Consider the following 15737-nt stretch of genomic DNA (forward strand, 5'->3'; position numbering starts at 1 on the left):
CATGCCGGGGATGAACGGCTACGATGCCTGCCGCGCCATCCGGAGCGAGCCGTGGGGGCGCGACATCTTCATCATCGCGCTGACGGGGTGGGGCCAGGCCGAGGACCGCGATCGCACGCGAGCCGCCGGCTTCGACCTGCACGTCGTCAAGCCGGCGGAGCCCGCGACGATCGCGGAGATCCTGGCGCGCCCCATTCCGGAGTCGGTCCGGCGCTAGACCCCTACGGCGTGCTGGCGCACGCCTGCAGCGCGAACCCCTGCGCGAGACGCACCGACACCGAGTGGATCTCGTCCAGGTCGTCGGTCACCTTCTTCGTGAAAGTGGCGCGTCCGCCCGCACTGGCCGTGTAGCGGTTGATCACGTCGTCCTCGGAGTAGGGCTCCAGCTCGCAGGTGCCGTTGTCGTAGTACAGCGAGACGTACTCGGTGCCGGGCTGAAGGCCGGTGACGTTCACGGTGATGAGCGTCCCGCCCTGCGGCAGCGAGGTGAGCATGACGCGCCCGCTCACCCCCGAGCCGTTCACCTCGGTGAGCGTGGCGTTGACGTGACGGTCGGCGCCGGTCGCGACGGCCGCCCCGATGGAAAGGGCAAGAAGCGAAAGCAAGAGCACGGTAGCGCGGAACGGCTTCATGGGCTTCCTCTTCGCTCTGCCCCGACGACCCCACGGCCCGGGAGGGTCCCGGGCCCACTCCTGAGTCTCTCCCGACGGGCGTTTGTTACAACGAAGCGGCTCCGGCGAGGGCTGGGGCTCGCCCCGCGTGCAGGCGCCCGCGAACCCCATCACAACGAAGCGGCCCCGGCGAGAATCACCGGGGCCGCCGCGTCCATGTGACTGGAAGGGGGGACTGGGGGAATCGCACTCCAAGAGCCTTGCGCCGCGACCGGCCACGGCCGGCCGCGAGCATCAGCTCGCGTACACGCTCTCGCGCTCCTCCCGCTTGTTCGGCAGCGGCTCCTCGGCCGCCATCTCGCGCCGCCTCGACGTCGTGACGTGCGGCTTCAGGATCACCTTCGTCCAGCCGCTCACCCGGGCGTCGAACTGCTTGTAGGCGTCGGGACCCTCGGCCAGCGGCAGCTCGTGGGAGACGATCAGGGACGGCCGTGCCTTCCCGTGGCGGATCAGCTGCATGAGCTTCCGGTTCCACCGCTTCACGTTGGCCTGCCCCGAGCCCATCGTGAGCCCCTTCTCGAAGAAGCGGCCCATCTCGAAGGCGATCTGCCCCTGCTTCTCCAGCCGGTCGGGGCTCTTCGGGTCCTCGGGGGTGAAGACGCCGACGACGCCGATCGCGCCCGTGGGACGGACCGATTCCACCAGATTGTTCATCGTCATGTTGGGGTGCTCGTGCCCCTCGACGTCGTGCGCCTGGTAGCCGACGCACTCGCACCCCTTGTCCGCGCCCTCGCCCTCGGTCAGCTCGAGCACCCGGTCCACGGGGGACGTCTTGGAGTCGTCGATCGGGATCGCCCCGATCTTCTCGACCAGGGCGAGCCGGGCGGGGATCCGGTCCACGACCATGACGCGGGCGGCGCCGCGAAGGTACGAGGAGTAGGCAGCCATGAGCCCCACCGGGCCGGCCCCGTACACGACGACCGTGTCGCCGGGAACGACGCACGCCCGCTCGGCGGCCTCGTATCCGGTCGGGAAGATGTCCGCCAGCATCACGTAGTCCGATTCCTTGTCGGCGGCGTCCTCGGGCAGGACGAGGCAGTTGAAATCGCCGTAGGGCACACGCAGGTACTCGGCCTGTCCCCCGTCGTAGGGCCCCATGCCGGCGTAGCCGTAGGCCGCTCCCGCGTTGGGGGGGTTCATCGTCAGGCAGGCGCCGGTGTACCCGCGCTCGCAATTCTTGCAGCAGCCGCAGCTCACGTTGAACGGAACGCACACCCGGTCTCCTACCTGGACCAGGCGCACGGCCTCGCCCACCTCGATCACCTCCCCGAGGTTTTCGTGGCCGAGCACCTTTCCCTTCTCGACGTCGGTGCGTCCTTCGTACATGTGCAGATCGGAGCCGCAGATGTTCGTGCTGGTGATGCGCACCAGCACGTCGGTGGACTCTTGGATTCGCGGATCCGGAACATCCTCGACGCGGATGTCGCGCGGACCGCGATAGACGAGTGCTTTCATAGGACCTCCGCCCGACGGGCGGAGCCCGGAAACATCCCGGGCCCCGCTCCCGCCAGCGAGTTGTGCGTTACGGCGTCGCGGTCGCGCAGGCCACCAGCACCTGCCCCGTCTCGGTCCGGATCCCGAGCGAGCCGATCGCGCTCGGGTCGGTGTCCAGACGGGTCGTGTAGTTGAGCGAGCCGTTCGACTTCGCCGTGAAATGGTTGAACGTCTTGGCCGTGTTGTCCGTCTCGAGGGTGCATCCGGTGCTCGTGGACCAGGTCAGGAAGTACTGGCTGCCCGACTGGAGTCCCTCCACGCGCACGTGGACGATCGTCTTGCCGTTGGGGAGCGGCTGCAATACCGCGGTCCCCGAGGCGTTGGACTTGCCGCCCTCGGTGTCCATCACCGTGAAGGTGTAGGTCGTGCTCTTGGGGGATGCCGCGTGCGCGGTGATGGCGTTCAGACCGAACAGGGACAGGACGAGCAGGGGAAGAATCAGCTTCTTCATGACGGTCTCCTTTGGCCGGTTACTTGCGAAAGACGAAAACTGTGCCACCTCGGGCCCTCGTGCCGCGGAACCCCCGGGGACGGCCTGCGGAGCCCCTTCGCGCCGCTGTGCCGTTCCACACAGGGAGTGTTCCATCCCGAGCACGCGCCCTGAGTCCGGCGACGACGATCTCGGTTCCGGCCCTGCGCTTCGCTTCCCGCGAGGCGCCTGGGGGCCGTGGTGGAAGGGCGGCTGCAGGGAGCGGGCCAGCGTGGATGGCTCGAATCGGCCGGCGGGGCCACGGCGGGAGAATCGAGGCCGAGGGTTCGATCGAGCCTCACTTTTCTTGATCGCGCAGGATCATGGGAGCAGACTTGACCCGCGGACCGGATCGCGGAATGCGGGAGCAGAGTCGACCCGCGGACCGGATCGCACGGAAACACCGGGGAGACGACATGAACGCCATCGGACCTTCATCCCCCGACGAGCGCGAGCTGATGCGCTCGCTCCACGAAGGCAGCGTCGCCGCGCTGGGCGCCCTCTACCGGCGCACGGCGCCCTACCTGTACCCGCTCGCCTTCCGGATCGTGGGCGCGCGCGAGCGCGCCTGCGCGGTGATCGAGGATCTCTTCGAGGAGATCTGGCGCGACCGGTCCCGCTGGCGCGGCGCCGTGGAGATTCCTGCCGTCGAGTGGATCGCGCGCTGCCGCGAGCTGGCGCTGGCGCAGACCGGACCCGATTCGCGTCGCCCCGACCCGGTACACCCCGGTCCGGGGCATCCCGATCCGGGGCATCCCGATCGCCGACATTCCGGTCCAGGGCGCCTCGATCCGCGCCGTCCCATGACGGAGCCGATCGCGTCCGGACCGGTTCTCACCCGCGCCCTCCCCGCCGCCGGGGGCGCGCTCCCCGACCCGCGCCTCGTCGCGCGCGAGGCGCTCGCGTCCCTTCCCGAGACCGACCGCCGCGCCCTGGAAGAGGCCTACTTCCATGGCGCGAACGCGCGGGAGGTCGCCGTGTTGATCGGCGCCGCGACCAGCGACGCCGCCATGATCCTCCGGAGCGCGCTCGTGCGCTTCCGCGAGCACATCGCCGAGCGCGGACAGGTCGCCGAGGGCGAGGCCGCGCCCGCCGCGGCCGGGGGCGCGTCATGATCGAGGCGACGGCTTCGGGGAGGGCGTCATGATCGAGGCGACCGCGCTGCGCGCCCTGGGGATCCTGGGGGGCGAGACGCTCGTCCGTCTGATGGGACGTCTTCGCGAGGGCGACGAGGCGCTGGAGGACGACCTCCGGGAGATGGAGCGGACCGCTTCCCTCCTCGCGCTGACGGCCCCGCCGGCCGAGCCGCCCGCCGAGCTCGAGCGCCGCGTCCTCTCGCGCGTGGCGGCCGAGGGCTACTACTTCCTTCACGAGCGGGAATCCGAGTGGGAGCCGTCGAAGGTTCCGGGCGCATGGCTTCGCCGGCTCTTCATCCACGCGCGGGAATCGCGCGAGACCCGGCTGGTCCGCCTGACCGCATCGGCCCCCGCCTCCGCCATCGCGGAAGTGGCCGGCTGCGGCTTCTATCTTCTCTCCGGCGATCTCCACGTCGACGGAGAGCATCTGGAAATCGGGGACTACTACCACGCGAGCGGCGAGGCGCCGACGGGGCGCACCGACCAGGGGTGCGTTCTCTTCACCGTCCTGGCCGGCGGTCCCTCGCGCGGCAAGTCCCGTTCGCGATCGATCGTGCGCGCGTCCGAGGGAGCGTGGAAGGAGATCTCCCGCGGCGTGACGACGAAACGGCTGGGAGAAGACCCGGAGCGGGGGCTCCGGACGAGCCTCCTTCGCATCGAGCCCGGCGCGAGCTGGGAGTCGCACCGGCATGAAGGCACGGAGGAGCTGTTTCTCGTGCGCGGCGATTGGCGCTGCCTGGGCACGAACCTCCACCCGGGCGACTACCACCGCGCCGGGCCGGGCACCGAGCACGAGACCACGACCTCATCGGCCGGCTGCAAGCTGATCGTCGTGAGCCAAACGTTGGAATAGCCACGCATGTCCCGCCGCAAGCCTGGCCCCGCGAACGGAGACGCCACCCCCGCCGACCGGATCGCGGAGACGCTGCGGCTCAAGGGCCCGCTGACCGCCGCGGAGATCGCCCGCGAGCACGGCTGCGGCGCCGTGGCGGTGCGCGCCCAGCTTCGGAATCTCGAGTCCGCGGGCTACGTGGCCCGGAACACGGAACGCCGGCCGATCGGACGTCCCGTGTCCCGCTACGCCCTGACCGGCGACGCCGAATCGCTCTTCCCCAAGCGCTACGACCATTTTTCGGCCCACCTGATGGACGCGATCGTGGAAGCGTTCGGCGAAGAGGGGCTGGTCCGGATCCTGGAGCGCTGGGAGGAGGACCTTCACGAGCGGCTCGACGCGGGCCTGCCGGGCGATCCCGCCGCACGGCTCGAGGCGCTGGCCCGCCATCAGACCGAGAACGGCTTCATGGCGTCGGTCCGCTCGGATGAGGAGGGCGTGGCCCTGGTCGAGCGGAACTGCCCCATCGTCGCCATCGCGGCCCGCTACCCGCAGATTTGCCGTCACGAAGCGGCCCTCTTCGGACGTACGTTGAAGTGGAAGGCCACGCTTCAGACGTGCCAGGCGACGGGCGACGCCGCGTGCGTGTTCCGGCTCGGCCGGGCGCCGCGCAAGGCGGGGTAGCGCCTCGCCGGCCCAGGCGACCGGCGCGTCCCTCACGAAAGGAGTCTCCGTGCCCAAGATCCGCGTCGCGCTCGCCGACCGGCAGGAGATCGCCGACGGAACGTACGCGTTCACCCTGGATCTGAAGGGCCAGCCCTTCCCGTACAAGGCCGGCCAGACGGTGGACCTCACCTACGCCGACATGCCGCGGAGCGACGCCGCCGGCAATCGGCGCACCTTCTCGATCGCATCGGCGCCGGGGCACGACCGCCTGCTCGTGGCGACGCGCGACCGCGGAAGCGCGTTCAAGCGCTCGCTGGTCGAGGCGCCGATGGGAACCGAGCTGGAGGCGGACGGGCCCTACGGCTCGTTCACGCTGCCGAACAAGCCGGTCCACGCGGTGCTCCTCGCCGGAGGCATCGGCGTGACGCCCTTTCGCGCGATGGCCGAGGACGCGATCGAGCGATCGCTGGACCACACGCTCACCCTCATCCACTCCAACCGCACGCCCGAGGAGTCGCCGTTCCTGCTGGAGCTCCTGAACTGGGCGACGAAGCACGACCGCTTCGAATACAAGCCGACCATGACGCGCGCCGAGCGGTCGAAGAAGGGGTGGAAGGGAGAGCGGCGGCGCGTGGAGGCCGCGGCGCTACGGGAGTGGCTGCCCAAGGGGGGCGCCTCGGTGCACTACGTGGCCGGCCCCGAGCGATTCGTGAAGGGGGCGACCGAGGCCCTGCGCGGCGCGGGGGTCGACGAGGATCTGATCCGCGCGGAGGAGTTCCCGGGGTACTAGGAGTCCAAGCGAAAGGCGCGCCCTTCCTGAAAAGAGCGCGCCCTCGTCCTGCCTGGCGCGTCGCCCCGCAGCGGCGCGCCTACCAGACCCCTGCTTCAGGAATCGCGAAACCCTACTTCAGCAGCACCATCCGCTTCGACATCGTGTACTCGCCCGCCTCGAGCTTGTAGAAGTAGACGCCCGAAGCCGCCGGCGCGCCGGTCTCGTTCCGCCCGGTCCACGACACCTCGTGCGTTCCCGCCGGCATCGAGCCGTCGAGCAGCGTGCTCACCAGCCGTCCGCGCGCGTCGTAGACCCGCAGCCGGACCGGCTCCGAACGCGCGATCGCGAAGCGGATCCTCGTGACCGGGTTGAAGGGGTTCGGCCGGTTCTGCTCGAGGGCGTAGCCCGCGGTGACCGGCGGCGTCCCGATACCGGTGATGACGGTGCGCGTTCCCAGCCGGACGGTGATCGTGTTCACGCCCGCGGACGACCCGGCCGTGATCACGTCGACCAGTCCGTCGTGATTCAAGTCGTCGGCCACGAGGCTCTGGACCGGATCGTTCATCGAGAAGACGATCGGCGCCGCGAACGAGCCGCTGCCGTCGTTCTTGAGCACGGCGAACGCCGCCTGCGTCGCGCTGCCGACCAGGAGATCGAGGTCGCCATCCTGGTCCACGTCCGCCACGGCGATGTCGCTCGGCGACGTGATCGCGCTGAACGCGCTCGAGCCGAGGAAGGCGCCCGGCGTCGCGGGGTTCTGGAGCCGCACGACGGCCCCGCCGCCTGCCATGTCGCTCGCGGCAATGTCGGGACGGCCGTCTCCGTTCAGGTCGGCGACCACCACGTGGCCAGGCTGCGTTCCCATCGTGAGCGTCGTCCCCGTGAAGGAGAAGGCGCCGTTGCCGAGCATCAGATCCACCTCGCCGCACCCGCCCGTGGCGACCACGGCGTCCAGCTTCCCGTCCAGGTTCACGTCGGCCAGGTCCACGTCGACCTCGCCGCATCCGGCGCCGCCCGGCAGGGCGGAGAGCACGGCCGCCGCATAGCCGCCGCTGCCGTTTCCGGAGTAGGCCTTGATCGAGCCTGAGCCGGTCTCGTCCGAGACCACGTCCAGCGTTCCGTTGCCGTCGAGATCGCCGACGGCCACGTCGTGCGAGGTGCCGCCCGAGTCGACGTCGCTCTTGGGCCCGAGACCGCCGGCGCCGTTTCCGAGGAGGACCGAGATCATTCCGGTCTGTCCCACGGTGAGCGCGTCCACCTTGCCGTCCTTGTTCAGATCCCCAGTCGCGATCGCCCGGATCGACGTGCATGCCGCATAGCCGGTGCCCGACTGCAGGCTGCCGTTGCCGTCGCCCAGGTGGAGCGTGACGGCGTTCGTGCCGGCAGCCGCGGCTGCCGCGTCGCGGCGTCCGTCACGATTGAAGTCGGCGACCGCCAGTCCGCGCGGATCGGCTTCGGTCGCGAAGGCCTGCGGCGGAAGCCAGCCGCGCTGCGGGATCTTGTCGATCACCGGTCCCTTGTTGCGAAGCAGGGTGACGGTGTTGCTCGTCTCGCCCACGATCGCGACGCTGATGCGGCCGGTCCCGCTCCAGTCGCTCACCGCCATGATCTGGTGGCCGATGTTCAGGGTGCCGGCGGCGCCGCGTCCCGCGAATCCGTAGCCGTTCTCGGTGAAGGTGCCGCTCGCGCTCCCCCGGAGCGTCCAGAAGAAGCCGAACGAATGGCCCATCAGGAGATCGAGGTTGCCGTCATTGTCGAGGTCGGCGGCCTCGATCGAGAACGCGATCGAGGAGGTGTAGTAGACCGTGCTGGGGGCGAAGGTCCCGTTGCCGTTTCCCAGCATGACGGAGACCTGGAACTGGTCGTCGGTCATCGCCAGGTCCATCTTGCCGTCCTTGTTGAAGTCGGCCGCCGTGATGGCCCGCTTGGGCAGGTTCAGCTCGAGCGCGGTCTCGGCGCCGAACGTGCCATCGCCGTTCCCCAGCCGGATCAGCAGGCCGCCGAAACCGACCAGGCCGCCGGCCACGGCGAGATCGGGCTTGCCGTCGTTGTTGAAGTCCGCCACCGCGACGTCCGTCGGTCCCAGGTTGCTCACGGAATAGTCCACCTTGGGCGCGAAGGATCCCGCGCCGTTGCCCATAAGCACCGAGACCTTGGCGGAGGCGTTGTTCACGACCACGAGGTCCATCTTGCCGTCGGCGTTCAGGTCGGCCGCCCGCAGCGCCACCGGCTTCGTTCCCACGGCGAAATCGACTTTCGGGAGGAAGGCGTTCAGGCCGTTGTTGCGCAGGAGCGAGACGGTGTTCGCCGTCTGGTTGGCGGTGACGATATCCGTCTTGCCGTTCCCGTCGAAGTCCGCCGCCACGATCGCGTCGGCGCCGGCTCCGGTCGGGAAATCGTGCCGTTCGAGGAAGCTGCCCGACCCGGCGTTGAACAGCACCGAGATCACCGACGTGCCGCGACAGGCGACGACCAGATCGGGAAGGGCGTCCGCATCGATGCGGGCGAAGACCGCGGCGGAGGGGCCCGCCGCCGTTCCCAGCGCGCACGCGTCGCCGAAGGTTCCGTTGCCGTTGCCCAGATCGCAGCCCGGCAGCCCGTAGACGATGTCCGAATGCCCGTCGCCGTTCAGGTCGGCGACGACCACGTTCGTGAGCACGAAGTTGATCGGGAGCCCCGCGCTGGTGTCGATCGGCGGAAACACGATCGGATCGAGCGGGGTGAAGGTGCCGTCGCCGTCGCCCGCGAACACCTCGCGGCCGTCTTTGAGCAGCGCGACGAAGTCGAGCTTGCCGTCCTCGGTGAAGTCGCCGATCGCGAGCGTCTCCGAGTCGCTCAGGAACCCGTATTCCGCCGGAGGGGCGAATCCGCTCGGACCGCCGAGCGCGACCGAGGCTGAATCCTTGCCCGCGCCGTCGCGGGTCCAGATCAGGTCGAGCCGGCCGTCGGCGTTGAAGTCGGCCGTCTGCACGTCGACGATGGTCGAGCCGGTGACCAGGCGGGTCGCCGCGCCGAAACTGCCGCTTCCGTTCCCCAGGCGGTAGCAGACCTGGTTGGGCGAGGACTGGATCCAGAGCATGTCCAGCTTGCCGTCGCCGTTCAGGTCGACGAGCGACATCTCCGAGGGCGGCGAGGCTTCCGCGAAGGTGCTCCCGAGGCCGAAACCGCCCGCGCCGTTCCCCAGCACGACGCCCACGGTGTAGGGGCCGCCGCTCGGGGCGCTCGCAAACGCCAGGTCCAGCTTGCCGTCGCGATTCACGTCTCCAAGCGCGAGCCACCGGTGCCCCGCACCCGCCGTGAAAGCGGTGCGCGGGCCGAAGCCGCCCGAGCCGTCGCCCAGGAACACCGAAACGGTGTTCTCACCAGGGCCGACGTCCGCGGTGACGGCGTCGGGGATTCCGTCGTTGTTCAGATCGCCGAGGGCGAACGATCCCTTCGGGCTCGTGCCGTCGCCGAAGGACTGGAGCGGCTGGAAGGTCCCGTCGCCGTTGCCCAGGGCGCTCTGCACGCCGCCGGCCACGTTCGCGGCATAGTCCAGCTTCCCGTCCCGATTCAGGTCGGCCAGGTCGAAACGCCGGTCCTGCCCGCTCGCGGGAGCACTGGACAGGCGCGACGAGCGCCAGCGTCCGTCGGAGGTGAAATCCAGCCACCCCTGGCTGGCCCGGGCCGGGACGGCCAGGACCGCAAGCGCAAGCGCCAGAGCGGCGGCAACGAACGTGAGTCCGCAGTAGATGTTGAAATGCATAGGGTTGCCGACCGAGCGCAGCCGCATGATGACTCCTCAGGGGTCCGGGGGCCGATGAATATCATCCCGGCGGGCTGCAGGAACAGTACCAAACCAGTTGACGTTGTAAGTGACATAGTCACAATAAGAAATGGACGTCGATCGGGTGAGATTACGCTACAGTGACGCGGGTTTTCCCCCAAGTCGCTGGGAATGGCTGGATTGAGCCTGGATTGGGCTCCTACGAGGGAAACTACGGATTTTGGCGCGCCCGTATGCCATTTTCTGACGCAATAGGTTGGGGTATACTGGCGAGAGACCCCAAGATGTTGTGTTTTTTCTTGACGGGGTTCGGACCCCGTTTCGTAATGTCCCGCACAGTTCGAAGGACCCCGGCCCTGGGATGGGCCGGACGAGGGGGCCGCGCAGCCGGTGGTGCGGTCTACGGGAGGGGCGGGTTCAAGAGAGGGAAAGCATTATGGTCAGGGACCTCGGAAGCGACGGAACCGCGATCGGCGGCGAGGGAATGGCTGTCTTGGATGAAATGACGGAAACGAGCAAGAAGGCAGGAAACGGCCCGGCCAGGGCGAGGGAGAAGGGTCTTCGCTTCCCGCGCGTCTACACGCGCGCCGGGGTGAATCCCTACGACGAGGTCGAGTGGGACCTCCGCACCGCCGCGATCACCAACGAGCACGGCAAGGTCGTTTTCGAGCAGAAGGACGTCGAGTTTCCCAAGTTCTGGTCGCAGATGGCCACGAACGTGGTCGCCTCGAAGTACTTCCGCGGCCAGATGGGAATGCCCGAGCGGGAGCGCTCGGTGAAGCAGCTGATCGGCCGCGTGGCGACGACCATCGCGGGCTGGGGTCGCGCGCAGGGATACTTCGCGAGCGAGATGGACGCCCAGGCGTTCGAGGACGAGCTGACCTACCTCCTGCTGCACCAGAAGGCGTCCTTCAACTCTCCCGTCTGGTTCAACTGCGGCGTCGAGACCAAGCCGCAGTGCTCCGCCTGCTTCATCAACTCCGTGTCCGACACGATGGACGGGATCCTCACCCTCGCCAAGACGGAAGGGCTCCTGTTCAAGTGGGGCTCGGGGACCGGCACGAACTTCTCGTCGCTCCGCTCCTCGAAGGAGCACATCAAGGGCGGCGGCAAGGCCTCCGGACCGGTTTCGTTCATGAAGGGCTTCGACGCGTTCGCGGGCGTCATCAAGTCGGGCGGCCGCACGCGGCGCGCGGCGAAGATGGTCATCCTGGACGCCGAGCACCCCGACATCGTCGAGTACATCAAGTGCAAGGCCGAGGAGGAGAAGAAGGCCTGGACGCTCATCGACTCGGGCTACGACTCCTCGCTGAACGGCCCCGCCTACGCCTCGATCTTCTTCCAGAACTCGAACAACTCGGTCCGCGTGAAGGACGAGTTCATGCAGGCGGTGGAGAAGGACCGCCCCTGGACGACGAAGGCGGTCGTCGACGGCCAGCCCATGGACACCTACCGCGCGCGCGATCTCATGGGCATGATCTGCGAGGCCGCCCACCAGTGCGGCGACCCGGGGCTGCAGTTCGACACGACCATCAACGACTGGCACACCTGCCCGAACACGGCGCGGATCAACGCGTCGAATCCGTGCAGCGAGTACATGTTCCTCGACGATTCGGCGTGCAATCTGGCCTCGCTCAATCTCATGAAGTTCCTGCGCGAGGACAAGACGTTCGACGCGGAGCTCTACCGGCACGCGGCGGCCACGATGCTCACCGCGCAGGAGATCATCGTCGACAACGCCTCCTACCCCACGCCGAAGATCGAGGAGAACAGCCACAACTTCCGCCCGCTCGGCCTGGGCTACGCGAACCTGGGTGCCCTGCTCATGTCCTGGGGCATTCCCTACGACAGCGATCAGGGGCGCGCCGTCGCCGCCGCGCTGACCGCGCTCATCCACGGCGAAGCCTACCGGCAGAGCGCGCAGATCGCCGCGGAAGTCACCGGCCCCTTCCCCGGCTACGAGAAGAACCGCGAGCCGATGCTCCGCGTGATCAAGAAACACTGGTCCGCGGTGGACCAGATCGATTCGCGCGCGGTGCCGCGCGAGATCATGGACGCCACCCGCACGGTCTGGCAGGAGTGCTGGGACCTGGGCGTGAAGCACGGCTACCGCAACTCGCAGGTCACGGTGATCGCGCCCACCGGCACGATCGCCTTCATGATGGATTGCGACACGACGGGAATCGAGCCGGACATCGCGCTGGTGAAGTACAAGAAGCTCGCCGGCGGCGGGATGCTCAAGATCGTGAACAACACGGTGCCCGAGGCGCTGCGTCGTCTCGGTTACGGGGAGGACGTGGTGGATCGGATCGTGCGGTTCATCGACCAGCACGAGACGATCGAGGGAGCACCGGGGCTCAAGGATGAGCACCTCCCCGTTTTTGACTGCGCGTTCCAGGCCAAGAACGGCACCCGCTCCATCCACTACATGGGCCACATCCGGATGATGGAGGCGGTCCAGCCGTTCATCTCGGGCGCCATCTCCAAGACGGTGAACATGCCGGAGAACGCCACCCCGCAGGAGATCGCCGAGGCGTACATGGCGGCGTGGAAGGGCGGCCTCAAGGCGATCGCCATCTACCGCGACGGCTCGAAGCGGAGCCAGCCGCTCTCGACCAGCAAGGAGGATCGCGGCGTGGGCGGCAAGATGAAGCCCTCGCTGGAGGTCGTGGCGGGCGGAGCGGGTCAGCCGAAGCGGCACCGGCTTCCGGACGAGCGCCGTTCCATCACGCACAAGTTCTCGGTGGCGGGACACGACGGATATCTCACGGTCGGCATGTACGAAGACGGCAAGCCGGGCGAGATCTTCATCGTGATGGCCAAGGGAGGCAGCACCCTCTCGGGCGTCATGGACTCCTTCGCCACCGCCGTCTCGCTGGGCCTGCAGCACGGCGTGCCGCTCGAGCTTTACGTGAACAAGTTCTCCCACGTGCGGTTCGAGCCGCACGGCTTCACCAAGAACCCCGACATCCCGATCGCGAAATCGATCATCGACTATCTCTTCCGCTGGCTCGGGATCAAGTTCCTCGGGCACGTGCCGGCCTCGATGTCGCACGAGGCGGCGAAGGAGGATCCGCTGGAAGCCCACGGCGTCCAGCCGGTCTCCGACAACCAGCTCTCGCTGATCAACGGGATCCACCTGGGAGGAAGCGGACAGTACGACCCGCCGGTCGAGGACACGCCGTTCGTGTCGCAGACCGACGCCCCTCCCTGCACCGAGTGCGGCGCGATCATGGTGCGGCGGGGCGCATGCTATTCCTGCCTGAACTGCGGCGCCACGAGCGGATGTAGTTAAGAACCCATGAACCCGAGCCGGCGTCAGCCGGCGAGGGGCAAGAAGCACGAAGGGCCCGGGGAGCGATCCCCGGGCCCGATTCATTTGCGTCTTGGCGCGCCTGGAGTGGCCTGACCACGGCTAGCGCCCTGACCACGGCCGGCGCCCCAATCACGGCCGGCGCCCCAATCACGGCCGGCGCCTGCTACGGCCGTCGCCCTGATCGCGGCCGCCGCCCTGATCGCCGCAGCCGCCCTGATCGCCGCAGCCGCCCTCAGGGACGCTCTCTCTCGGATCAACATGCCCTGGGGCATGCTCCGGAGTTTACGGACCGCAAACGGTCGTTAACGTGACGTCAACGGATTCACACGCGCTGGCGCGTGTGCGGTAGTTGACGCTCCGCAAACGGTAGTTGGCTGCGTCCATGAATTCACATGGCCCGGGGCATGTTCCAGGCGCCGAAACCGCAAGCCGCGCCGAGTGGCCGTCCGGCTACCGCGATCAGCACGCCCGATGAGAACGTTGGGCGGCAGGATCAGGGCAAGCCCGACTGACGACTTACATCGACCCCGCTCGTTGCTCCGGACCTCCGCCCAGCGGCTCGCCGGTACGGGCATCCACCGCGGTGCGGCGCGGCACCGGCGTGCGCACCTGCGGCGGCAGCGCTAATGCGCGCTCGCGATGGTCGCGCAGCAGGGTGGCGCCGACGGCGACCATCCAGAGCTGGAGGGGCAGGCCCACGCCCCAGCGGCCGATGGGGCCGCGCATGGGGTTGATCGCGGCGCCGATGGTCGTGGCGTTCAGGAACTCGAAGGCGTAGAGGATCACGCCGAAGGTGGCGAACACCGCGCCGGCGAAGCCGAGCCATGCGGGCAGGATGCCCCGCGCGGCGGCCGCGAGCCCCTCGGAGATCACGGCGACGAAGAGGAGGATCCCCGCCAGCCAGAGGGCGCCCATTTTCCAGAACCAGTAGGTGTTGAAGAGCATCGTGGCCAGGCCGGGGTCGACCCCCATGAGATTGCGGATGAAGGGGTGCACGAAGAACTCGACCGAGAGGAACGCCGCCCAGAGCGACCCCGCGATCAGCGCGCAGACCATCCCGACCGAAGCGGGACCGGTGGCGCCGCGGAAATGGAGCATGAAGCCGAGGCTGACGAATCCGATGGTCGCCAGCACGAAGCCCGCGGCCAGCGCCGCGTGCAGCCACATCCAGCCGGCGCTGTCCTGGCGGACGAGCACCTCGAGGATCCGGCTCGTCTCGTTGGCGGGGGGAAGCTCGGGGAAGAGCACGATCGAGATCGCGATGCAGAGCGCGCCCAGCGCGAAAGCGATGCCCGCGGTCAGCCCCGCGGAGCGGATCCGGTCTTCCATCACGTCGGCCATGGGGTCTCCTTTCCCTGACGCGCCGCCGCGCGGCGCCTTCCCTAGATCGGCACGAACCGGCTACGTCATGAGCCCTGGAGGCAGGCGCAGGACCCCCCACCGGCCCGAATCCCATCGATTGTAGGCACGGAACGTGACCGGACGGCACGTTTTGCTTGATCGGAACGTGCCGGAGGCGGCATCGTCTCCGCCGTGACTCCCCCTAAATCCGCTTCCGAAGCGCGCCCGGCCGCGGCCCGGGGTCCCCGGGAGCCGATGAGCCCCGGCCTGGTCGCCCTGATTCCCGCCCTGGCCGCCCTGGTCCTCTACCTGCCCGCGCTCCGCTACGGCTGGGTGTGGGACGACGGGACCCTTGCGGTATCCCACGCGACGAAGAGCGCCCTCTCCGAGGGATTCCACCCCGCCGTCGGGGCGCTCTACCGCCTCGAGTGGTTCGCGGGCATCGGGAATCCGTCGTTCTACCACCTCACGAGCGTCGTCCTGCACGCCGTGGCGACGTGGCTCTTTTACCTCCTGATCCGCGGAGTGATCGCGGGCGGAGTGGGCGCGGAGGACGCGGGAGCGGGCACGAGGGCTGGCACGGGAGCCGGCACGGGAGCGGGCACGAGAGGCGGCATGGGCGCCGCGATCGCGATGGGCGCTTCCCTCCTCTTCGCCGCGCACCCGATCCACACGGAAGCGGTGGCCTACGTCACCGGCCGCGCCGATCTCCTCGCCACCGCCTGCGCGCTGGGTGCCTTGGTCATCGCGCGGAGCGCGCCGGTGTGCGCGCCGGGAGGGTGCCGCTCCTGGCGGGTCTGGCCGGCGTACCTGCTGCTTGCGGTGGCGGTACTCTCCGACGAGGTCGCGCTGGTGACGCCCCTTTTGCTGGTCGGCCTGGACCGGTGGGGCTGGCCGCGAGTCTCCGACCGGGGTGGACCACCCACCGGACACGAGGCACGCCCCACCGGTCACGAAGGGCGCGCCACGATCTACTGGGGCTTCACGGCCGTCGCCCTCGCGAGCCTGCTCGCACGAATCGGCGCGCATGCGCTCCGGCTGAACGAGCCGCACGATCAGGTCGCGGCGGGCGCGGGGATCTGGGCGCCCCTGATCGCGGCGGGCGAGTACCTGCGCGCGCTGCTCGTCCCCTATCCCCTGAACGCCATGCGCACGCTCACGCCCAGCGACGCCGCCTCCTGGTCGCTTCGCCTGCAGGCGCTCGGCGGCTTGGCCTTGGTCGCGCTCTTCACGTGGCTCCGCCGCAGGGATCCGCTCGCGCGCGTCGGAGCGCT

The 15737-nt window shown here is 68.9% G+C and carries 12 protein-coding genes; 7 read left to right on the forward strand and 5 right to left on the reverse strand.

The genetic code is table 11. The annotated features are described in order from the left end of the window. A partial coding sequence (locus tag VE326_05250; protein HYJ32606.1) for a response regulator occupies positions 1-217 on the forward strand: 217 nt, incomplete at its 5' end. A gap of 4 nt (positions 218-221) precedes the next feature. Here the strand turns inward: VE326_05250 and VE326_05255 are convergent. The 3 genes from VE326_05255 to VE326_05265 all read right to left on the reverse strand — a co-directional run bounded on the left by VE326_05255 (position 222) and on the right by VE326_05265 (position 2616). Beyond that, positions 222-632, reverse strand: coding sequence for a hypothetical protein (locus VE326_05255; GenBank protein HYJ32607.1), 411 nt, complete (start codon positions 630-632; stop codon positions 222-224). A gap of 273 nt (positions 633-905) precedes the next feature. After that, complete coding sequence (locus VE326_05260; GenBank protein HYJ32608.1) at positions 906-2126, reverse strand: glutathione-independent formaldehyde dehydrogenase; 1221 nt, start codon at positions 2124-2126, stop codon at positions 906-908. A 67-nt stretch (positions 2127-2193) separates the two neighbouring features. Next, complete coding sequence (locus VE326_05265; GenBank protein HYJ32609.1) at positions 2194-2616, reverse strand: hypothetical protein; 423 nt, start codon at positions 2614-2616, stop codon at positions 2194-2196. A 434-nt stretch (positions 2617-3050) separates the two neighbouring features. Between VE326_05265 and VE326_05270 the strand changes: the two genes are divergently transcribed. Genes VE326_05270 through VE326_05285 form a run of 4 tightly spaced genes read left to right on the forward strand, consistent with a single transcriptional unit; the run spans position 3051 to position 6058 of the window. Then, positions 3051-3749, forward strand: coding sequence for a hypothetical protein (locus VE326_05270; protein HYJ32610.1), 699 nt, complete (start codon positions 3051-3053; stop codon positions 3747-3749). Positions 3750-3777: 28 nt separating this feature from the next. Continuing rightward, positions 3778-4623 (forward strand): cupin domain-containing protein, encoded by an 846-nt coding sequence (locus VE326_05275; GenBank protein ID HYJ32611.1) that lies wholly within the window; start codon positions 3778-3780, stop codon positions 4621-4623. A gap of 6 nt (positions 4624-4629) precedes the next feature. Then, on the forward strand, positions 4630-5286 hold the full coding sequence (locus VE326_05280; protein ID HYJ32612.1) for a transcriptional regulator: 657 nt from the start codon (positions 4630-4632) through the stop codon (positions 5284-5286). 49 nt (positions 5287-5335) lie between these two features. After that, positions 5336-6058 carry an FAD-dependent oxidoreductase gene (locus tag VE326_05285; GenBank protein HYJ32613.1) on the forward strand — a complete coding sequence of 241 codons (723 nt, stop codon included), beginning with the start codon at positions 5336-5338 and terminating at the stop codon, positions 6056-6058. Positions 6059-6170: 112 nt separating this feature from the next. On the opposite strand, the gene VE326_05290 is transcribed toward VE326_05285, so the two are convergent. After that, on the reverse strand, positions 6171-9812 hold the full coding sequence (locus tag VE326_05290) for an FG-GAP-like repeat-containing protein (GenBank protein ID HYJ32614.1): 3642 nt from the start codon (positions 9810-9812) through the stop codon (positions 6171-6173). Between the two features lie 496 nt (positions 9813-10308). On the opposite strand from VE326_05290, the gene VE326_05295 reads away from it, so the two are divergent. Continuing rightward, positions 10309-13101: a vitamin B12-dependent ribonucleotide reductase gene (locus VE326_05295; GenBank protein ID HYJ32615.1), complete on the forward strand. Its 2793-nt coding sequence runs from the start codon at positions 10309-10311 to the stop codon at positions 13099-13101. A gap of 537 nt (positions 13102-13638) precedes the next feature. Here VE326_05295 and VE326_05300 read toward each other — a convergent pair. Next, positions 13639-14463: a hypothetical protein gene (locus tag VE326_05300; protein HYJ32616.1), complete on the reverse strand. Its 825-nt coding sequence runs from the start codon at positions 14461-14463 to the stop codon at positions 13639-13641. A 255-nt stretch (positions 14464-14718) separates the two neighbouring features. Here VE326_05300 and VE326_05305 point away from each other — a divergent pair. Continuing rightward, positions 14719-15737, forward strand: a 1019-nt coding sequence (locus VE326_05305; GenBank protein HYJ32617.1) for a hypothetical protein, incomplete at its 3' end; no start/stop codon positions are given.

The sequence above is a fragment of the Candidatus Binatia bacterium genome (assembly GCA_035631035.1).
Lineage (GTDB): Bacteria > Eisenbacteria > RBG-16-71-46 > SZUA-252 > SZUA-252 > DASQJL01.

Bases quoted from the DNA above. Each gene is read 5' to 3' on its own strand.
- VE326_05255 (HYJ32607.1), bottom strand. From the start codon at position 632: ATGAAGCCGTTCCGCGCTACCGTGCTCTTGCTTTCGCTTCTTGCCCTT.
- VE326_05260 (HYJ32608.1), bottom strand. From the start codon at position 2,126: ATGAAAGCACTCGTCTATCGCGGTCCGCGCGACATCCGCGTCGAGGAT.
- VE326_05265 (HYJ32609.1), bottom strand. From the start codon at position 2,616: ATGAAGAAGCTGATTCTTCCCCTGCTCGTCCTGTCCCTGTTCGGTCTG.
- VE326_05270 (HYJ32610.1), top strand. From the start codon at position 3,051: ATGAACGCCATCGGACCTTCATCCCCCGACGAGCGCGAGCTGATGCGC.
- VE326_05275 (HYJ32611.1), top strand. From the start codon at position 3,778: ATGATCGAGGCGACCGCGCTGCGCGCCCTGGGGATCCTGGGGGGCGAG.
- VE326_05280 (HYJ32612.1), top strand. From the start codon at position 4,630: ATGTCCCGCCGCAAGCCTGGCCCCGCGAACGGAGACGCCACCCCCGCC.
- VE326_05290 (HYJ32614.1), bottom strand. From the start codon at position 9,812: ATGCGGCTGCGCTCGGTCGGCAACCCTATGCATTTCAACATCTACTGC.
- VE326_05295 (HYJ32615.1), top strand. From the start codon at position 10,309: ATGACGGAAACGAGCAAGAAGGCAGGAAACGGCCCGGCCAGGGCGAGG.
- VE326_05300 (HYJ32616.1), bottom strand. From the start codon at position 14,463: ATGGCCGACGTGATGGAAGACCGGATCCGCTCCGCGGGGCTGACCGCG.